The organism is Lysobacter antibioticus HS124 (assembly GCF_000336385.2).
GTDB lineage: Bacteria > Pseudomonadota > Gammaproteobacteria > Xanthomonadales > Xanthomonadaceae > Lysobacter > Lysobacter firmicutimachus.
In genome coordinates, this window is the sequence record NZ_HG424499.1 from 1 (window position 1) to 20,315 (window position 20,315).

The window sequence follows — 20,315 nt, forward strand, 5'->3', positions numbered from 1 at the left end:
GCGCCTGCCGCGCCGCCGCCGCCCGCACCGCCGCCGCGCGCCGGCGGCCCCGCCGCAACAAGGTGCGATGGGCCTCGTCGCCCGCAACGCGCAGCAGGCGGTCGAAGGTTTCCACCAGCGCCTGCGCATCGCGCAGCGCCGACAGGTCGCGATTGGCGTCGCGCAAGCCGCGGTCGACCCAGGCCGCGCCCGGCCCCAGCGCCGCGCCGCCCAGGGCCAGGGTCGCGCGCACCCGGCGCAGGCCTTTGCGTGCCAGATGCACGCCTAGATGCAGACGGCTGCCGCGCCAGCCCAGCGCCTCGATGGCCGCCTCCAGCTCGCGCGAGGCGTAGGCGCGCAGGCGCCGGCCCGGCGGTCGCCCGGCTTCGGCCGGCGCTTCGGCGTCGACGGCCGGTGCGGTTTTTTTCGACATGCCGCCCTCGTTTTCGCGCGCGATCGTTCCGCGCGACCGTCATCGGAACGGCGCGCGGCCCGTACCGATAGTACGCTTGCGCCATGCCCGAATTACCCGAAGTAGAAACCACCCGGCGCGGCCTGGCCCCGCACCTGGAAGGCCGCCACGTCGTCACCGCGATCCTGCGCCGGCCCGACCTGCGCTGGCCGATCCCGGCCGACATCGAAACCTTGCTGCCCGGCCAGCGCATCGACGCGGTGCGCCGGCGCGCCAAGTACCTGCTGATCGATACCCAGGCCGGCAGCGCGCTGCTGCACCTGGGCATGTCCGGCAGCCTGCGGGTCTTGCCCGCGGATACGCCGGTGCGCGACCACGACCATGTCGACCTGTTGCTCGACGACGACCGGGTGCTGCGCTTCAACGACCCGCGCCGGTTCGGCTGCCTGCTGTGGCAGGCGCCGGGCGAAACCCACGAATTGCTGCAAGGCCTGGGGCCGGAACCGCTGTCGAACGAGTTCGACGGCGACTACCTGTTCGAACTCAGTCGCGGCCGCCGCGCCCCGGTCAAGACCTTCCTGATGGATCAGCGGGTGGTGGTCGGGGTCGGCAACATCTATGCCGCCGAGGCCTTGTTCGCCGCCGGCGTCTCGCCGCTGCGCGCCGCCGGCAAGGTCTCGCGCGAGCGTTACGGCGAACTGGCCGGTTCGATCAAGACCATCCTCGGCTATGCCATCCAGCGCGGCGGCACCACCCTGCGCGACTTCATCAGCCCCGACGGCGCGCCCGGCTACTTCGAGCAGGAACTGGCCGCCTACGGCCGCGGCGGCGAGCCCTGCCCGCGCTGCGGCCGGCCGCTCAAGCAGGCCTCGATCGGCCAGCGCACCACGGTCTGGTGCGGGCACTGCCAGCGGTGAAGCCTGGATTGGGGATTGGGGATTGGGGATCGGCAGAATCGCCCGTGACGTGGGAATGGGGCAAAAGCGGCCATATCGAGGGTCGATCCCGCAGGGTGCCGGCGGTCGCTACCAAGTAAAACTGAACGCGCTATAGTCTTGCCCCAGTCGAGGGGCGATATGGCCGATAGCGCAGACATCACCATCCTGCTGGATGCGGCCCGCGAGGGCGACCGCAGTGCGCTCGATCGCGTGCTGGCGACCCTCTATCAAGAGCTGCATACCATGGCCCGGCGCCAGCTCGCCGGCCAGCACGGCCAGACCCTGGACGCCACCGCGCTGGTGCACGAGGCCTACCTGAAACTGGTCGGCCGGCGCGAAGCGCAATTCGACGATCGCGCGCACTTCTTCGCTTACGCCGCCTCGGCGATGCGCAGCGTGGTGGTCGACTACGCCCGCCAACGTCTGGCACAGAAGCGCGGCGGCGACCTGCACCGGGTCACCGAACTGCCCGACGACGTCGAAGGCGGCCTGCGCCTGGACGAAGACACGCTGGGCCTGGACACCGCCCTGACCAAACTCGCCGCAGTCGACCAGCGCCTGGCCCAGGTGGTCGAGCTGCGCTACTTCGCCGGCCTGTCGGAGTTGGAGATCGCCGCCCTGTTGCAGCGCTCCGAACGCAGCATCCGCCGCGACTGGCAGAAAGCGCGCCTGTTCCTGCTGGCTTCGCTGCAGGACGAGCCCAACCGCTGATCGGATGCCGTTGCGCTGCGCCCCGGCCCTGGTGCCGCGCGACGCGCTCGCTCAGTATGGGTAACGCCATGAGCTTCAACGCCGTAGACCGCCGCAGGACCGCCGGCTGACCGCCGCATGGACGCCGAACGCTGGCAACGCCTGTCCCCTTTGCTCGATGCCCTGCTCGAGCTGGAGCCGGCTGCGCGCGCGGAACGGCTGGCGGAACTGCGCGCCGACGATGCCGGCCTCGCCGCAGAACTGAGCGAGCTGATCGCGCTCGAAGACGATCATCAGGATTTCCTGTCCGAACCGCTGGTGCCGACCCAGCACACCGGCGCCATGCGCCCGGGCACCGAGGTCGGCAGCTACCGGCTGGAAAGTCTGCTCGGCGAAGGCGGCATGGGCCAGGTCTGGCTGGCCTCGCGCGCCGACGGCCTGTACCAGCGCCGGGTCGCGCTGAAACTGCTGCGCCCGGGCCTGGCCGACACCAACCTGCGCAGCCGCTTCACCCGCGAACGGCAGATCCTGGCGCGCCTCGCCCACCCGCACATCGCCCGTCTGCTCGACGCCGGCGTGACCCGCGACGGCCTACCCTATCTGGCGCTGGAATACGTCGAAGGCGAGCCGATCACCGACTACTGCCGCAACCAGCGCACCCCGCTCGACAAGCGCCTGCGCATGTTCCAGCAGATCTGCGACGCGGTCAGCCACGCCCACGCCAACCTGATCGTCCACCGCGACCTCAAGCCGTCCAACATCCTGGTCACGCCGGCCGGCGACGTGCGCCTGCTCGACTTCGGCATCGCCAAGCTGCTCGACAGCAGCGACGTGCCGCTGCCGGAACAGACCCGCACCGGCGCGCGCGCCTTCACCCTGCACTACGCGGCGCCCGAGCAGGTGCGCGGCGAGCCGGTCACCACCATGACCGACGTGTACTCATTGGGCGTGGTGCTGTACGAGCTGCTGACCGACGCCAAGCCTTACCGGCTCAAGCGCCAGACCGCGGCCGAATGGGAAGAGGCGATCCTCGCCGCCGATCCGCTGCGGCCCTCGCAGGCGGTGATGCGCCACGTCGACACCACCGACGTCGATCCCGGCGCGCTGCGCCGGCTCGGCCGCCAGCTCGCCGGCGATCTCGACAACATCGTCCTCAAGACCCTGTCCAAGCGGCCCGAGCAGCGCTATCCCTCGGTCGAGGCGCTGTCGCTGGATCTGCAGCGCTTCGAGTCCGGACGGCCGGTGCTGGCGCGCGCGCAGAGCCTGCGCTACCGCTTCAACAAATACGTCGCCCGCCATCGCTGGGCCCTGGCCACCGCCTCCCTGGTGACCGTGGTGCTGGCCGCCGCGCTCGGCATCGTCGCCTGGCAGGCGCGCGAGGCCTTGGGCGAAGCCAGCCGCGCCCAGGCGATGCAGGACTTCATGGTCGGCCTGTTCGAAAGCGCGCGCGGCACGCCGGAAGGCGAAGCCCTGGACCTGCGCGGCCTGCTCGACGCCTCGGTCGCGCGCGGCACCCGCGAGCTGGCCCGCCAACCGCGCGCGCGCGCCGAGCTGTTCGGCGTGGTCGCGCGCATGCGCACCGGCCTGGGCGACTACAACGAAGCGCGCGCCCTGCTCGACCGCCAGGCCGCGATCATCGGCAGCACCGACGACATTCCCGAAAGCCTGCGCATCGAATCGCTGACCCAACGCGGCAAGGTGTTGCGCCTGCTCGGGCTGCCGCGCGACTGCGCCGCACTGATGCAGCCGTCGCTGGACGCGGCGCGCAGCCAACAGGCGCAGCTGCCGTCGCAGGTCAGCGAGTTCTACTCCGAACTCGGTCGTTGCCGCCGCGCCAACGGCGAGCGCCAGGGCGCGCGCCAGCTGTTCGAACGCTCGCTGGCGCTGCGCCGCGAGCAATTGGAAAACAACGAGGTCGCCGAAGTCGAGAACCTGATCGACCTGGCCGGCCTGCAGGCCGACGCGCAGCGCAGCCGCGAGGCCCTGCTCGGCTTCGAGCAGGCGCGCCGCCGCCTGCAGCAGGCGGTCGGCGACCGCCATCCGCTGCAAGTCGAGATCGGCCGCAACCTGGCCATGCTGCGCAGCGAACTCGGCCAGCTCGACGCGGCCGAGCGCGACGCGCGCGAAGCCCTGGATATCGCCCTGGACGTCAACGGCGCCCAGCATCCTTCGACCCTGGACGTGCGCCGCCAACTCGCCGCGCTGCACGTGGCCCAGGGCCGCTATGCCCAGGCCCAGGGCGAGCTGGAGCAGATCCGCAACCTGTTGGTGGTGCGCCTGGGGCCGGACCACCTCGAACTGGCCGAGGTCCATCGCCAACTGGCGCGGGTGGCCTGGGAGCGCGGCGACGAAGAGCGGGCGCTGGGCGAACTCGAACGCGCCGCCAGCATCGCCCGCAAACAAGGCGACCGCGCCCGCCTCGCCACGGTCCTGTTCGATCACGCCCAGGTGCTGTTCGACAGCGGCCGTCCGGTCGAGGCGCGTGCGCTGTTGCTGCAGGTGCGCGAACTGCGCGTGGTGCTGTTCGGCGAAACCCACGGCCAGGTCGGCGACACCGACGGCCTGCTGGGCGAAGTCGAACTGGCCCTGGGCGAAGGCGAATCCGGCCGCGCCCGCCTGCAACGCGCGGTCGACCTGACCCGCCGCCACTACGGCGACCGCGACCCGCACACTCGCCGCGCCGAGATCGAACTCGCCCGCGCCCAGGCCGACGCCGGCGACGCCGCCGCCCTGATCCACCTCGACTCGCTGGCCGAACTGCCGATCACCGACGAAACCCTGCGCGAGTTGGGCTGGCGCGCACAGGCGTACGCGGCGCAGGTGCGCTGCCAGGGCACGCAGCGCGGCGAAGCGCGGGCCAAGCTGGACGGGCTGTTGCGCACCATCGCGGATGCGCGGGCGGACGGCAGTGCGGTGCAGCGAACGGTTCAGTCGATCCGCGCGGCTTGTTCGGATTGAGCGAGCCGTTATCGAATATCGGCGCTGTCGCAAATCCGTATTACTGGCGATAGATCTGTTCTTCGATCGGCCCTGACCGCGCCAATGGCGCCCGATGGGTCGCACATGGTCCAACCGACATCGGCCAGTCCCACCATATGGCCGACCCCAACAGGAAGAACAAAAGCGAAGGTCAGCGGATCTGACGCGACTTTGGCTCAGTCCAGCCGAGCCTGGCCGCTAGATAGGACACGACTTTGGAAACGACGAAGAACCAAACCAGCGCGAACAGAACTGTCCATCCACTGCCCTTCAGGGCGGGCAAGCTCCATGCCAGCAGCACGCCCGCGAAGTACAAGACGAGAAATACCAGAGTAGCCACAAATTTTTTCATATGCGATCACTGTCCGTACGTGGGAGCAACTAGGGGATTGATGACTCCTACCCCAGGAGCGGGGCAGCTATTTCGCTCTTTATAATCGGCGATTCCGTTCTTGTCGCAATCCAGTTCAGCGCACCCCATTTCCGCCGGCTCCATCAGAGCCAAGAAAACGCTGGCCCTTCCCAGTAACGTAGTAGGTTTCGGTATCAGTTGGCCATACTTGTTAACCCCAGTGGTGCCTAACGTGGCTTTTCCGACCATAATCCCGGTCAGGAAACGTTCGAGCCACGAAATCTGACTGGTAGGCGTCTTGGTGATGATCGGCCCATACCTTGGGTTGTATCTCTCCAGAGGATCTCCCGCGAGGCCCAGCGGATCGATCACGTTGACAGGATTGGCATCGACATAGCCATAGGCGTTGATGCTCTCGAATATCCCGATCGGGTCGGGCTGGGTGAATCGTCCGGTGCGTCCATCGTAGTAACGATACCCGTTGTACGACAACCCGCTTTCATCGTCGAAGTACTGACCGGGAAAACCGATTCTCAAGCCGCCGATCTGATCCTGGATGATCCGCCGATCGAATGCGTAGTTCGCCGCACGCCAGATCGAAACGCGATTCCAATCGGTGACGACTTCCGGCCGCCCCACGTGGTCCGAATGAACAAAGGTTAGTACTTTGTTCGGCTGCACTACACCGACCAGCTCGCTCCCTAGCCAGATGTAGTTGCGCGCCTCGCTCGCCGTGCGCTCCTCCAGCAACTGATGGCCGTCGTAAGTAAAGCGCACTTCACCGGTGCTGTTGATCTTCGAGATTCGCTGGTCGAGGGCATTCGTGACATAGCGGGTAACTCCGGCGGGGTAGCTCCGGGTTCCGCTGGCGGGACTCATGTAGCTGATAGCCACATCGCGCTCGACTTCGCGAAGCAAATTGAATGCGTCGTACCGATAAGCAGCGCTGGATCCTCCCCAAGCCTGTGCGCTGCGGTTGCCGCGCGAGTCGTAGGCGTAATCGATGTGATCGTAAAGCAGGCGATTGCTCGCCGGCTCGACCTGATGGGGGACCTGCGCCTTGTAGCCCACCTCGCGCACCCACCAATCGTGTTGGATGCGGTTGCCGTTGGCATCGTAGGCAAGGTCTTCATCTGCCGCGTTCGCGCGCACTGCCGCCAACCGACCTAATGTGTCATAGGTAAAGACCTGGCTTGTATCGGCCTGGGCTCCATTGGTGATTGCGGTAACCAATCCATTGGCGTCACGCGCATATGTCAGACTTTGAACGACAGACTGCGAATCCCCGGCACTGACGCCCATGAGGCGGCCATTGAGGTCGTAGTTGTAGTTGCGGCTCAACCCATTGCCGTACGTCCAACCGGCGATCTGGCCATCGGCTGTGTAATGCAGACCGGTTACGACCGGCGCGACCTCATAGCCGGGAAAGGCGGCGCGTATCGCGATTAGACGGTCCCAAGCGTATTCGTGTATAACCGCAAGCCCATTGGGATGGGTCAATCTGACCACCCGGCCCTGGGCATCGCGATCAATATGGGTCCAATCGTCGTGTCCTCCCCAAAGCTGACGCCTGACCAGGACGTCGCCTTCCTGGGTGTAGCCAAAATGATAGATGCTTCCCGGGCCGTCGGCGTTGCAAAGACGCCCCTTGCCGTTGTTGCACCAGTCGTATCCGTAATAGCGACTTTCCGTGCCATCGCTGACGGACGCCAGCCGCCCCAGGCCGTCGTATCCGTAACTGAGCGACGAACCATCATTGCGGATCATCTTGCGGCGCAAGCCAGCCGCATCGTATTCGTAACGGGTGGTTCCGGTATCGGGACTGACCTGGGTAAGCAATTGTCCGAAGCCATCATATTGATAGCTGGTGACCAACTGCCTCGGATCCACCACCTCCGTCGGCAAGTCGCCCAGGTTACGGGTCACCCGAATGCTTCCGCCCTTGGAGTCGACTGTCTTACTGAGGCGATTGAGCGCGTCGTACTCGTAGGTTGTGACGCGCCCCAAGGCGTCGGTAACGCTGGTCAGGTTACCCGCGGCGTCATAGACATAGCTCGCTTGCAATTGACCGTCGGATGCGTATTCGCGGATCAGCCGGCCGAGTTCGTCGTATTGATAGCCGGCACGAGCGACTACCTCGGGCTGAGCCATCGCCCAAGAGGGCCACAGCGGCAGTAGCAGCAATACCAGGCCGGCTTTGTTGTCGCCGATTCGCTTCATGATCAATGCCTTCTCCCCGAGCCCGGTTGCCGACGTGGCGCGCATCCCGCTTCCTGTCACAGTCCAGAAAGCGCGGTTCATCGCGGCATCTCGCACACCGAGCCGGTGCATTCGTAGTAAGGGTTCTCGACGGATATGTTCTTCGTGGTGGAGGCACCGAACCAGCCCGAGGACTCGCTCAGCATCCGACCGCCGACCTGGATCACCCCCTCCCGGTCGGCATAGACGCTGAAATTGAACGTCGCGACCGCACCGGGGGCGATCGGGCCCGGCAGGGACACGCGATCGGGCATACGGTAAACGGTCGAGTTCTTGCTGAAGGAGTAGGTCTCGCCGCCCGATGCCCCCCAGATCACGTTGCCGGTATTGCGGACTCGGACCGTAACGCCGGCGGTCTCGCCCAGGTACATGAAGTCCGGCGCTTCGTAGGAAACGATTTCCGCGTTGTTGCCGATGCCCGGGACCGAGTGCGAGCCGGAAGAAGGCAGCAATATCTGTTGGGTCGGCGCCACCGCATGGACGTGGATCGACTTGCCGCCGTGCTGGCGCCGGAAGTCGAGACTCAGGGGGATGCTGAACCGATGCGCGTTATTGCTGCTCTCGCAGGCCTGGCCGACCGCCGCCTCGGCGGTGCCGTCCGCGCGATAGGAGCCTATGTACGTTCCGCTGCCCGCAGGCCCGCCCAGATACAGATGCACGTCGATCGCCGCGGTGGCGCCGACCGAGCACGCCCAACCGTTGAGGTAGTAGTTCCATTGTGCGTCCGGGCCGACGCCGTCGATGGTGCCGGCCAGCCCCAACGGCGGGATCGCGTACAGATTGGACGCGTTGAGCATGAAGTTTTGCGCGCCGTCGCCCGTCGGCGAGATCCCGAACGCGGAGATGAGCTGCCCTCCGCGCTGCTGCCGGACTTCCGTCGACAACGGGACTGCGAATCGGTAACGCGCACCTTGGGTTCCGCAGGCGGCCGCCACCGCCGGCTCGCTGTCCCTGTCTGCCGTGGCACTGGCCAGGAAGGCCCCGCCGGCGTACAGGTGAACGTCGACCGACCGGGTCATGCCGGTCGAGCAAGCCCAGCCCGAGACGTAGTGGACGCCGCCGGACTGGGATAAGCCGTCGACGCTTCCGACAATCCGGGTATCGGACGGGTAGTCGACGCGCGACACCTCCACGGTGGTCGGCAGCGACATCGCATTGAGCGCATAGTGCGTGCGCGCATAGCGGCCATCGGGCTCCTTGCGGTACACATCGGTCAGCCGGCGCGCCGCGTCGTAGACGTAGCGTGTCTCGACGCCGTCGGCCGAAACCGAGGACGCCAGCAAGCCGTGCGCATAATGATTCCTGGTCTCCGCGGTTCCGCGCTGGGTGATCCGGCGCGTACTCAGCACCCGGCCGCGGGCATCGTAGGTGTACTCGACCGCCTCGCCGTTGGCGCCTTCGACTCGCCCCGGCAGGCCAAGGCCGTTGTGATTGCTATAAGTCGTAGCGTGGCCAAGACTGTCGCGCACCGACAACAGGTTTCCGCTGGCGGAGTACGAAAAGACCTGCGAATCGCCGCTTCCGGGCAAGGGACCGTCGGCCGTGACGGTCGCGATCTTGCCGTTGCCATGATAGGTGTAGGCGTAGCCCAGGCTGCGCGTTTGGTTGGCGACTCCGTTGGCCGACAGGTTCTGCGTGGTCACTTCGGCCGGGCGGTCGTCCTGGTCGTAGCGATAGGTCGTCTTGTTCAAGCCGAGCACCTTGACCTCCGCCACCCGTTCCCGGTTCGGATCCCACTGATACTCGGTGACGCGCTGTTGCGGCGTGCCTACCGCTTCGGTAGTTCGGATCAGGCGTCCGCCGGCCGAATAGTCGTAATCGGTAACGATCCCGCGCGGGTCGGTCACCCGGTCTTTGTTGCCGTTGCTATCGTAAGTGATGGAACTGACCGACCCCGAGCACAACGGAGACGGGTGGCCGGTCACCTCGACCAAACGTCCCTTGTCGAACGAATAGGTCGCCTTCTTTCCGAGCGGGTTGGTTTCGACCGCCTTGGTCACGCTTCCGTCGTGGGCGGCCAGGCTGAACTCGAACTGGTACTTCTCGACGCCGCCGGCATGCTCGCTGGATACCGGGACGCGCCTACGGTAGGGAGTGGCGATTTCGCTCCAGTGGAACCTGGAATAGCGGACGCCGTCGTAGGACTTGCCCGTCAGTTCGTACGCCGAATCGAACGGCTGTGCGCCGTCTTCAAGGCTGTAGTGATAGGTCAGGTTGACGCCGTCCGGATAGATGACGTAACTGGACCCTTGGCGTCCATCGCCGCCGTACTGGTACAGGTTTCCGGCCGGATCCCATACCTTGATGAGTTTCTGGTCGCTGTACTCCAGCGTTATCCTTTTACCCGAGGTATGCACCACCGCCGACGGCTGATAAGGGGTTGCGCCCGCAGCGCCGTACACGAAGGTCCAACCGACCCCGCGGCTGTTCTCGATTTTCCGGATCCTGAGAACGCCGCCGTTCTCTCCTTGCTCGTAATGCTCGACGATGCCGTCTCCCCGATGCAGGGAGTAGGTCCCTCCACCGACGGCGATTTCCACGTAGCGCCGTGGATCGGCGCGCTTCTCGTAGAACTTGTCGCCGACCGGAGCGGCGTCGAAATAGATCGACGACCCGTTCGGGCGCCGCGCCACCAAGCTGATCGCGTCGAGCTGGTAATCGAAGCTGGTCAGCCAGACGGAGCCGGTGACCGTGTAGTAGTGATCGGTGGCGTTGCGGTTGTAGATGCGCTCGAACAACAGCGGGAATTCGGGTTCGGAATCGGCGAAATCGAGCTCGAAATCCGCCTTGTTGGCGTTGGAAAGATAGATCGGATTCGCACGACCGACATCCTTTCCGCAGTCGGTACCCTTGTCCTTGCCGGTACCCGGATCAGGAGGACTTTCTTCGTAATACTGAGTCGTGTCTTGTGGGCCGGTCGTATCCGCGCCCCAGCCCCAATAGCCGCTGCTGGGCATGTTGGGGATGCCGCTCAGATTCCAGCGGGGAAACGTCGGACGCACGCCCTGCACGACCACGGTGTCCTGGTCGTATATACGCCCGGCGGAAGGACCCGAGCCGGACGCGCCCGCTATCCTCGGCAAGGTCGCCATCGTAGCGGCAAACAATATCGCGCCTATTGCGTACCGAAGGTCGCTCCGCCCCCGCGCGCTCAGTTCGCAGCCGATGTCATGGCTCATTACGGGATTCCTGTTGGATGGTTGTACGAACGGCAGCGCTGGCGGCGGCGACTGCGGTTGCAGCCAATGCCAGCGGTTCCGCGATATCGATCCGTTCCGCTCCGCGGCGCCCGTCGAGCAGCCCCGCGTCGCGCATACGCTGCGCCGCTCCAGCCGCCACCCGCGCGGACAGGCCGCAACGGGCCGCCAGTTCGGATAGGGCAAGGCCGCCCTCGGCATGCAGTTGGACCAGCAAGCCGTCGCTTAACCGCTTGGAGCCGCGTGCGGCCGCGCGCACGGTGGCGTGCGCTTCGCTCAGCAGCGCGCTCAACCTGGGCATGGCGTCCAACCGCTCGAACAGCGCCCGTTCGAAGACGGCCACGGCGTCCAGGTACCGGACGGCGCCCGAGCGCCGCGCTCCGGGCCATATACGCTCGCACAACAGCTGGTTTTCCACGCTCAGGAAAACCGCCGCCGCCATCGCGGCGCGGGCATCGCTGCGTGCGCCGGCGCTCAACGCCAGCGTTCTGGACCACCTGCCGTTTCCGTCGACGAAGGGATGGGCGTGCACGGCCCAAAAGCCGACCAGGGCCGCCAACGCGGCGCCGTCATACCCGGAAGTCTCGGCGCTCAGTGTCTGGACGAGTTCCGCTGTCAGGCCGGGCAGTGCGGATGCGGGAGCGAATATGTGCTTGGCTTGGCTGGCGGTGGCGCCGCCGACGAACGAAATCTCTTCGCGCAATCCGGCCACCCGCGGCGATATCGAGCGCGCCAGGGCCACCAGCGAGCCGAGCGACGCAAAGGCAGGCAGCTGCAACCACGAGCCGCCCAAGCGGCGAGCCTGCTCGACATCGACGACCCGGCCGCCGCTGAGGCTGGCCGAGCGCAACAGTATCAGGCAGTGATCGGCGGCGGAGGCGCCGAACCCGAAGCTGCGCGCGCTCGGTGGTGGCGCGTGGCGTTCGAGCAATTCCCCCAATGGGGATGGCGTGAAGTAAGTAAGCGGCGCGCCCGTGATGGCGGAGGGCACGCTGTCATGACGCCCCATGGGAACGCTCGCCGCGCGCCATGGCAGGCCCAGGTCGCCGTCCTGTGCTGTGTTTTCTGCCGCGTCCCCGCTCCGTAACCCCCGCATCCCTGCCCCTCAGGCATAGCCCACTTCATCGAGGCGGCCGAGGGGAGGATAATTGTGCCGAATCTGTCACGCAATATGTGCCAAATTCATCACTCAACTCGTATCACTTCTCCTTGCGCCAATTGATCGATGCCCGGTTCTCCAACGTGCTCGACTCGATCTCGATGTCGAAGCCCTTGCGCAGCAGGTACTTCAGGGTCAGCACCTGGCCGGTCCCGAGCAGGGACACGCCGTAGCCGACATACAGCCGCGGCGACAGGTACTTGCCGACGCCGAGCACCGAGCCGCCCAGGGCGCGGCTTTCCATCACGCCGGCGTCGTCGAGGCCGATCTTGGCGCCGAGCTGCGAGGCCAGCAGGCCGCCGCCGGCCGAGAGCGCGGCGCTGGCGGCGTTGAGCTGCTTGCTCTCGTCGCCGGTCACCGAGGACGGCGGACGGCCGAGGGCGAGATAGGCCAGCGCTTCGGATTGCGAGCTGGCCGGATCGGACCAGACGGAGACCTGCGGCGAGCTGACCCGGCCGCTGATGTCGACGCCGGCGGTGACCGCGCCGACTTCGCGTTCGGCGCGGATGTCGAGGATCGGGTCCGACACCGGGCCGTTGTTCCAGACCAGGTTGCCGCGGGTGATCTGCAGCTTCTGGCCGTAGGCGGTGTAGCGGCCTTCGACGTTGAGCGCGCCGCTGGCGGTCATCTCGCGGCCGGGGCGCGAGCGTACCCGCATCTGGCCGCCGAGCTTGCCTTCCAGGCCGAAGCCGTTGAGTTTGACGTCGTCGCCGACCGCCAAGGTCAGGTCCAGGTCCAGCGGCGAACTGCCGGTGTCCTCCGGATCGACCGGGTCGAGCACGACCACGTCCTCGGACACCGACACGCCCTGATCGAGGCGCTCCAGGTCGATCCGCGCCGACGGAATCGTCACCTTGCCGGTGACGCTGAGCGGCTGCTTCGCCGCGTAGCGCACGGTCAACTCCGGATTGGCCACCGCGCGCAGGTCGCGGGTGTCGGAGGCCAGCACGTTGGTGCCGCGTAGGTTGAGCACCAGCGGCGTGTCCTCGCCCTGCCAGCCGAGGGTGCCGTCGACGTTGAGCGTGCCTTCGCCGGACCGCACGCTGCCGGCGATGCGCGCGCTGCCGTCGGGCTGCGCGTCCAGGCGCACGTCGCCGTCCTGCAGCACGATCGCCAGCGACGGCACTTCGGTGCTGAATTGCGACAGCCGCGCCTGGCCGCCCAGCAGCGGTTGCGAGCGCGTGCCGGCCAGGCTGATGCGCCCTTCCAGCTTGCCCTTGGGCTCGACGATGTCGGGCGAGAGCAATTCGATCCAGGTCAGCTCGTCGGTATCGACCGCGATCGCGCCCGACAGCGGCGCGTAGGCGTCCCAGCCGGTGGCGACGTCGGCCTCGATGCGGCCGTCGTCGTTGAAACCGGCCTTGAGTTCGGCGCGCAGCCGCTGCGGATCGAATTCGGCCTTGAGCGCGAGCTGGTTGTAGCGCAGCAATTCGCGCCGCGAGCGCTCGCTGAACTTGAGCCCGCCGCCGGCGGAACTCACATCGAACTGACCGCGCCAGCCGTTGCCGAGCGGACGCAGGCTGCCGTCGACGGCGATCTCGCCGCGCAGCAGCCACGGCCGCTTGTCGCTGCGCTCGGGCAAATAGGGTTGGGCCAACAGCAGGGGCAGGCCTTGCCCCTTGAGGTCCACGCCGCGCCGCGGCCAATCCGCGCTCGCGCACAGCGAACCGCCGCTGCTCGAAGCCAGGCAGGCGTTGCTGAGCGCGCCGTTGCGGCCGTCCCAGCGGAACTGCGCCGGCTGCTGCAGGCGCCAGGACGCGCCCTTGCTCGGGGTCAGTTGCAGCGAAGCCAGGGCGCCCTGCCAGGTCGCGCCGCGCTTGTCGGCATGGCCGGTCAGTTCGAGCGCGGCGACCTCGCTGCTGGCCTGCGCCTGCAGCTGCAAGGCCTCGATCGCGCCGCGCGCGTCGAGGTTCAACGACGACAAGGCCAGGCCGGCGTCGAGGTCGCTGGCGCGCACGATCAGTTCGCCGCCGCGGCCGCGCCAGGGCAGGCGGCCCTTGGCGCTGACGCTGGCGGCGCGGTAATCGCCGTACTTCAGCCCGCTGCCGCTGAGGTCGGCGTCGATGTCCGGCGCATCGGCCGCGCCCTTGAGCTTGAGCGTGCCGGTCAGGCTGCCGGCGGCGCCCGGCAACAGATCGTTCAACTGCAATGGCGCCAACGTGGCGTCGACGTCGATGGCCTGGGCGTACTTGCCCTTGGCGTCGATGCGACTGCCGCCGAGGGTGAGGGCGATGTCGCCGTCGTAGGCGTCGCCGGTCTTGCCGCTGGCCGCGCCGTGCATGGCGAACCGGCCGCGGCCGCCGAGCGGGCGATCGCGCAGACGGCCGCCGAGGCGTTCGGCGCTGGCCTGGATCTCCAGGCCGCCGTCGGCACGGGTGGTGCCGGTGCTGGCCAGTTGGCCGTCGACCGCGCCCTTGAACTCCGGCGCGAAATAGCCCGGATCGAAGCCGGACAGGGTCGCCTTAGCATCCCAGCGCAGCGACGGCGCCCAGGCCACGTCGCCGCTGGCGTCGAGGCGGCCGGTCGGCATCCTGGCCTTGAGCGACTTCAGGGTCATGCGCTGGTCGTCGCCGCGGCCGTCGAACTCGACCGTCGCCGCCTGCGTGTCGCGCACCAGCTTGGCGGTGCCGATCGCCGCCCACTGCTTGACCGTGCCGGCGAAGCCGAGATCGGCGGTTTCCAGGGTCACCGCCGGCGTCGCCGGCGCGGCGGCCGCCTTGGCGGGCTTGCCAACCGTGGCCAGGGTGGTCGGCGCCGCGGTGCCGCCCCAGGTCAGGCCGCGGGCATTGACCGCGAACTTGAATTGGCCGTTGTCGGCGTCGCGGAAGTCGGCGTGGCCGCGCAAGGTCGCGGTGCCGTCGAACAGGCGCAGCGCCAGCGGCTGCACGTCCAGCACCTGGTCCTTCAGCGACACCTTGGACGGCAGCACGTCGATCGCCAGCTCGCCCTGACGGAACTCGCCGCGCAGGTCGGCGTTGCCGCCGACGCCTTCGGCCTCGAAGCGCAACGCCATCGGCGCGTCGCCGGGGGCGTCGGCGGGCGAGGTCAGCAGGCCGATGTCGAGCGCGTCGCTGCGCGCGCGCAATTGCCAGCGCGGATCGTCTTTGCCGCGCAGGGTCAGGGTCGCGCGCAGCGGTCCCGGCGCGGCGCCGGCCAGGGCCACGTCCATGCGCGACAGATCGCCGCGTGCGACCAGGCCCAGCCGCGGCGGCGTCCGGCCGAAGCCCGCCGGCAACACCGCGGTCGCGACCAGGTCGGTCTTGAAGTCGTCGTAGGGCTCGTATTGCCCATGCAGGGTGAAACGTCCGCGGTCGGTATCGGCCTCGAGTTTCTCCACGTGCAGCCGGCCGGCCTGCGCATCGAGACCGGCGCGCAGGCGACGCACGTCGACCAGCGGCTTGCCTTCCTGGCTGAGCTTGAAGCCGTCGATGCGCACGTCGTCGGCCTGCACGGCCAGCGGCGGCTCGATCTGCGGCAACACCTCCGGCCAACGCGGCAGTTCGAACGGCTCGTCGCTCTTGGCCAGGTCCAGCGTCGCCTGCTCGACCTGCAGCGCGTCCAGGCGCAGCTTGCGGCCGAGCAACGGGCGCAGCGCCGGATCGACGTAGATGCGTTCGGCGGTGAACACCGTGCCGTGGTAGCTGAAGCGCACGCCGCGCAGGGTCAGCGGCCCCGACATCGGGCCTTCGGCGCTGCGCCAGGTGAAGCTGGAATCGGCCGGCAGGCGGGCCACGATCTGGCGCAGCAGCAGGTCGCGGCCGGCGATGGTGGCGATCAGCCAATACACCGCGAACGCGAACAGCAAGGTCAGCGTCGCCGCGATGAAACTGCTGCGCCAGGCCCAGCGCTTGGCCGCCGCGCGCCGGCGCTGGCGCCGCTCGATCAGCAGTTGCTCCGGGGTTTTCGCCGTCTCGCTCATGGGCTGCGGATACGTCCTTGGGTCCGGGTCAGAACTCGGCGCCGATGTTGAGGTAGATCTGGAAGTTCGAATCCGGATCGTCGAGGCCGCGCGCGATGTCGATGCGCAACGGGCCGACCGGCGAGCGCCAGCGCACGCCGATGCCGACGCCGGTGCGCAGGTCGGGCGTGTCGTCGAAGGCGCTGCCGCTGTCGACGAACACCGCGCCGCCCCAGCTGTCGTTGAAGTACTGCTCGTACTCGACGCTGCCGGTGATCACGTTCTTGGCGCCGAGCGCGAAGGCTTTGCGGTCCGGCCCGGGCGGAATGCGCGGGCCGACCTCGCGCCATTCGTAGCCGCGGATGCTGCGGTCGCCGCCGGCGTAGAAGCGCAGGCTCGGCGGCAGGTCGACCAGTTCGTTGGTGAAGGTATGGCCGAGTTCGCCGCGCGCGATCAGCCGGCTGCGTTCGCCCAGGCCCTTGTACCAGCGCGCGGTGATGTGGGCCTGGATGAAGTTGGCGTCCGAACCCGCGCCCTGCAGGCCGCCGCGGATCATGCCGGTGGCGCCGATGCCGTTGCGCGGGTACAGCCGGTCGTCGGCGTCGATGTATTCGGCGCGCAGCGAGGGATACAGGAAGGTCGCGGTGCGGTAATCGACCGGCGTGGTCGGGTCGTCGTCGTCCTCGTCGGCGTAGGCCCAGCGCTCGCGCAGGCCGTGCACCGAGGCGGTCGCGGTCCAGTGCTGGTTGATCTTGCCGCTGCGGCTGGCGACCAGTTCGATCCGGCGCGTGTCGATGTAGTCGGTCTGCTCGTCCGATCCCTGCAGACTGAAGGTGTACCAACCGTCGACCCAGGCGAAGGCGGGGATGCGGTACTGCAGGGTCGCGGTCTTGCGCCGCTGCGCGTAGTCGACCTGGGCCAGGGCCTTATGGCCGCGGTCGTTGAGGTAGCGCCGCTCCAGGCCCAGGCGCACGCCGGCGCCGCTGTCGGTGCCGTAGCTCAGGCCGGCGGTGTAGATGCTGCGCTTGGCCGGGGTCAGGGTGACCTTGACCGGGACCTGGCCGTCGACCGCCGCGTCCGGCTGCGGTTCGATGTCGATGCTGGAGAAGTAATCCAATCGCGCCAGCGATTCGCGGAAGCGGTCGAGCTTGCCTTGGTGGTAGTAGCTGCCCTGCTCCCAGTACACCAGGCGCTGCAGCAGGCTGTCGCGGATGATCCGCTTGGGCGTCTGCTCGAAGCTGATCGGGCCCATGTCGTAGCGCGGGCCGCTGGTCCAGACCAGATCGATATCCGCGGCGTTCTGGGCCCGGGTCACCTCGACCCGGCGCGACGAGAAATCCGCATCGAAATAGCCGCGCTCGGCCAGGCGGCGGCTGATCTTGGTCTTGCTGGCCTCGTACAGCTCGTGATTGAAGACCTGGTCGGGGCCGGGACGGAACGCGGCCAGATCCTGATTGAGATAGCGGTCGTCGCTGCCGGCGCCGAGGATCGCGACGTCGGAGCGGCGCACCTTGACCGGCTCGCCCTTGTCGACGGTGATCACCACCGACACCGGCGTGCTGGACGGGGCCCGTTCCGCGGCCGGCTCCGGCGCCGCCGCGGCATCGGCTGCGACCGCCTCGCGCTCGGTTTCTGCGTCGCCGGCCTGCGACTCGCTGCGCCGGCGATTGCCGCGCGAGTCTTCCACGGTGATGGTCGGGGAGTAGTAGCCGAACGGCTCCAGCGCCTCGCGCGCCTCGTCCTCGGCCTCACGCAACAGATAGCCCAGGCGACGCCCCGACACGGTCTTGCCGATCGCGTCGACCAGCGACAACGACACGCGCACGTTCTGGGTCATGGCCTCGTCGAGGCCGCGGATGTCGACCTTCTCCACCTTCGCCGCCTGCGCCGCGCCGACGGATGCGAAACACAGGGCGGCGGCGAGTAACAGGCGGGGGATCGGGGGCATGCGTCAGATTAACCGGCAACGGCTTGTATTGCCTGAGGATTTTTCCGGGCAGTTTGAAGCCTGCGGCCTGCGTCCGCGTTAAGGGCACGTGAGGCCCACGCGCTTTATCGAAACGAACGCCGCATCTGTGCCAGATGGGACGGTCGATGCGAACGCGCCCACGCCCGCAGGCCGCGCCGCGATCGCTCGCAGCGCGGTCGCGGCTGGCGACCGCAGGAAATCCCGTGGGACGCCGCTCCTGCCCGGGAGCGGCGCGGCTCAGATCGACAGATGTTCGATCGCGGCGACGCTGCCGAGGCGGTCGGACAGGCGCTTGAGCAGGGCCAGGCGGTTGTTGCGCACGGCCGCGTCGTCGACGTTGACCATCACCCGGTCGAAGAAGGCGTCGACCTGCGGCCGCAGCCGGGCCAGGCGGCCGAGCACGGCGACGTAGTCGCGCTGGGCCAGCAGCGGATCGGTGTCCGCCGCCGCCGCGTCGACCGCTTCGGCCAGCTCGCGCTCGGCCGGCTCGGCGAACAGCGCCGCGTCGATGGCCTCCGGCAGCGCGCCTTCGACCTTCTTGAGGATGTTGCGGCTGCGCTTGTTGGCGGCGGCCAGGGCTTCGGCCTCGGGGAGTTTGGCGAATTCGACGATGGCCTGGACCCGGCGATCGAAATCGAACAGGTCCGAGGACCCGCGTTCGAGGACGGATTCGAATTGCGGATGGGTCACGCCCACGTCGGCGTAGTAACTGCGCAGCCGCTCGCGGGTGAAGTCGTTGAGATCGATCGCGAACTCGACGCCGTTGCCGCCGTCGGCCGCAGGCAGGAACGGATGCACGCGCGCCTCTTCGTCTTTGCGCTTCTTCGGCGACTCGATGCTTTCCAGGTAGGCATGCACCACCGGCACCACCGCGGCGCTGGCCTTGGCGAACAGTGCGTCCAGCGAAACCGACAACTGCGATTCGATGATCGTCCGCGCCAGGCCGAGGGCGTTGCGGCGCAGCGAAAAGGGGTCCTTGTTGCCGGTCGGCTTGAGGCCGGCGGCAAACCCGCCGACCAGGGTGTCCAGACGCTCGGCGATCGCCACCACCTGTCCCAGCTTCGACGGCGCGATCGCGTCGCCGGCGAAGCGCGGCATGTAGGCCTCGTCGATCGCGGCGGCGACTTCGGCGCTCTCGTCCGCGGCCAGGGCGTAGTAGCGGCCGGCGATGCCCTGCAACTCCGGGAATTCGTTGACCATGCGCGACTGCAGGTCGTTCTTCGACAGCAGCGCGGCGCGCTTGGCCTGCGCGGGGTCGATGCCGGCCGCCGGCGCGATCGCTTCGGCCAGCGCGGCGACGCGCGCGACCTTGTCGGCCACGCTGCCCAGCTTGTCCTGGTACTTGACCGTCTTCAGGCCCTCGCCCATCGACGCCAGCCCCTGCTTGAGGTCTTCGTCGTAGAAGAACTTGGCGTCGGCGAAACGCGGCCGGATCACCCGCTCGTAGCCCTTGCGCACTTCGTTCTCGTCGCGGCTGACGATGTTGGCGACGCCGATGAAGCGCTCGGTCAGGTGGCCTTCGCCGTCGAGCACCGGGAAGAATTTCTGGTTGGCTTCCATGGTCGCGATCAACGCCTCCTGCGGCACGCGCAGGAATTCGCGCTCGAAGCCGCAGGCGATCGCCACCGGCCATTCGGTCAGGCCGTTGACCTCTTCCAGGATGCCTTCGTCGATGCGGGCGACGCCGCCGGCGCCGCGCGCGGCCTGTTCGACTTCGCGCACGATGCGCTCGCGGCGCTCGTCCGGATCGACCAGCACCTGCGCGCTGCGCAGCGATTCGACATAGTCCTCCGGCGCGCTGAACCACACCGGCTTGTCGTGCATGAAGCGATGGCCGCGGCTCATGCGGTCGCTGGCGATGCCCAGCACCTGCGCCGGCACCACGTCCTTGCCGAACAGCAGCACCAGCCAGTGCGCCGGGCGGGCGAAACCATAGTCGTGGTCGCCCCAGCGCATCGGCTTGGGAATCGGCATCGCCGCCAGCGCCTCGCGCACGATCTCCGGCAGCAAGCTGGCGGTGTCGGCGCCGGGCTTGACCGCGCGGTGGACGAAGCGCTCGCCCTTGGCGTCGCTGGTGCGCTCCAGCGCGGTCCAGTCGATCCCGGCCTTGGCGGCGAAGCCCTGCAGCGCCTTGGTCGGCTGGCCGTCGCCGTCGAGGGCGATGTTGAGATAGGGGCCGAGCACTTCGCTCTTCTGCTCCGGCTGCTGCGTCTGCACCGCGTTCAGCCGCACAGCGAGGCGGCGCGGGGTGTACAGCGGCTTGGCGCCGTCGCGCTCGAAGCCGATGCCGCGCTTGTGCAGGCCGTCGAGGACGCCGTCGAAGAAGGCCTGGGCCAGGCCCGGCAGGGCCTTGACCGGCAATTCCTCGGTGCCGAGTTCGATCAGGAGAGGTTGGGTCGTGCTCATGCGGTGGCCTTTGCGCTGTCGCTGCGCGTCCTGCGGACGGCGCCGGAAATGTGGGGTGTTGCGTGCGGAGTCGGGGC

At 68.0% G+C, this 20,315-nt stretch carries 11 protein-coding genes; 3 read left to right on the forward strand and 8 right to left on the reverse strand.

Going from position 1 to position 20,315, the window contains the following annotated elements:
• Positions 1-412: CHAD domain-containing protein (locus TX83_RS10930; RefSeq protein WP_141233473.1), on the reverse strand; the 412-nt coding region annotated here is incomplete at its 3' end.
• Between the two features lie 83 nt (positions 413-495).
• Between TX83_RS10930 and mutM the strand changes: the two genes are divergently transcribed.
• From mutM to TX83_RS10945, 3 genes are all read left to right on the forward strand, one after another.
• Entirely contained in the window at positions 496-1,308 is an 813-nt protein-coding gene (gene mutM / locus TX83_RS10935) for a bifunctional DNA-formamidopyrimidine glycosylase/DNA-(apurinic or apyrimidinic site) lyase (RefSeq protein ID WP_064747983.1), read from the forward strand.
• Between the two features lie 159 nt (positions 1,309-1,467).
• Positions 1,468-2,040, forward strand: coding sequence for an ECF-type sigma factor (locus tag TX83_RS10940; protein ID WP_064747984.1), 573 nt, complete (start codon positions 1,468-1,470; stop codon positions 2,038-2,040).
• 117 nt (positions 2,041-2,157) lie between these two features.
• Complete coding sequence (locus tag TX83_RS10945) at positions 2,158-4,977, forward strand: serine/threonine-protein kinase (RefSeq protein ID WP_064747985.1); 2,820 nt, start codon at positions 2,158-2,160, stop codon at positions 4,975-4,977.
• Between the two features lie 172 nt (positions 4,978-5,149).
• Here the strand turns inward: TX83_RS10945 and TX83_RS10950 are convergent, their stop codons facing one another.
• From TX83_RS10950 to glyS, 7 genes are all read right to left on the reverse strand, one after another.
• Positions 5,150-5,350: a hypothetical protein gene (locus TX83_RS10950; protein ID WP_064747986.1), complete on the reverse strand. Its 201-nt coding sequence runs from the start codon at positions 5,348-5,350 to the stop codon at positions 5,150-5,152.
• Positions 5,351-5,356: 6 nt separating this feature from the next.
• Positions 5,357-7,651, reverse strand: coding sequence for an RHS repeat domain-containing protein (locus TX83_RS10955; RefSeq protein WP_186442580.1), 2,295 nt, complete (start codon positions 7,649-7,651; stop codon positions 5,357-5,359).
• Complete coding sequence (locus TX83_RS10960; RefSeq protein ID WP_186442581.1) at positions 7,648-10,788, reverse strand: RHS repeat protein; 3,141 nt, start codon at positions 10,786-10,788, stop codon at positions 7,648-7,650. Before TX83_RS10960 ends, TX83_RS10955 begins: the two co-directional genes overlap by 4 nt.
• Positions 10,778-11,797, reverse strand: coding sequence for a Fic family protein (locus TX83_RS10965; RefSeq protein WP_222423757.1), 1,020 nt, complete (start codon positions 11,795-11,797; stop codon positions 10,778-10,780). The genes TX83_RS10960 and TX83_RS10965 overlap by 11 nt, the downstream gene beginning before the upstream one ends.
• A gap of 208 nt (positions 11,798-12,005) precedes the next feature.
• Positions 12,006-15,884 (reverse strand): translocation/assembly module TamB domain-containing protein, encoded by a 3,879-nt coding sequence (locus TX83_RS10970; protein WP_064747990.1) that lies wholly within the window; start codon positions 15,882-15,884, stop codon positions 12,006-12,008.
• Between the two features lie 28 nt (positions 15,885-15,912).
• On the reverse strand, positions 15,913-17,811 hold the full coding sequence (locus tag TX83_RS10975; RefSeq protein ID WP_064747991.1) for an autotransporter assembly complex protein TamA: 1,899 nt from the start codon (positions 17,809-17,811) through the stop codon (positions 15,913-15,915).
• Between the two features lie 258 nt (positions 17,812-18,069).
• Positions 18,070-20,238, reverse strand: coding sequence for a glycine--tRNA ligase subunit beta (gene glyS / locus TX83_RS10980; protein WP_064747992.1), 2,169 nt, complete (start codon positions 20,236-20,238; stop codon positions 18,070-18,072).
• Between the last annotated feature and the right edge of the window lie 77 nt (positions 20,239-20,315).

What these genes read in the sequence shown, in the direction of transcription:
- mutM (WP_064747983.1), top strand. Translation starts at nt 496, where the DNA reads ATGCCCGAATTACCCGAAGTAGAAACCACCCGGCGCGGCCTGGCCCCG.
- TX83_RS10970 (WP_064747990.1), bottom strand. Translation starts at nt 15,884, where the DNA reads ATGAGCGAGACGGCGAAAACCCCGGAGCAACTGCTGATCGAGCGGCGC.
- TX83_RS10940 (WP_064747984.1), top strand. Translation starts at nt 1,468, where the DNA reads ATGGCCGATAGCGCAGACATCACCATCCTGCTGGATGCGGCCCGCGAG.
- TX83_RS10975 (WP_064747991.1), bottom strand. Translation starts at nt 17,811, where the DNA reads ATGCCCCCGATCCCCCGCCTGTTACTCGCCGCCGCCCTGTGTTTCGCA.
- TX83_RS10955 (WP_186442580.1), bottom strand. Translation starts at nt 7,651, where the DNA reads ATGAACCGCGCTTTCTGGACTGTGACAGGAAGCGGGATGCGCGCCACG.
- TX83_RS10945 (WP_064747985.1), top strand. Translation starts at nt 2,158, where the DNA reads ATGGACGCCGAACGCTGGCAACGCCTGTCCCCTTTGCTCGATGCCCTG.
- glyS (WP_064747992.1), bottom strand. Translation starts at nt 20,238, where the DNA reads ATGAGCACGACCCAACCTCTCCTGATCGAACTCGGCACCGAGGAATTG.
- TX83_RS10950 (WP_064747986.1), bottom strand. Translation starts at nt 5,350, where the DNA reads ATGAAAAAATTTGTGGCTACTCTGGTATTTCTCGTCTTGTACTTCGCG.
- TX83_RS10960 (WP_186442581.1), bottom strand. Translation starts at nt 10,788, where the DNA reads ATGAGCCATGACATCGGCTGCGAACTGAGCGCGCGGGGGCGGAGCGAC.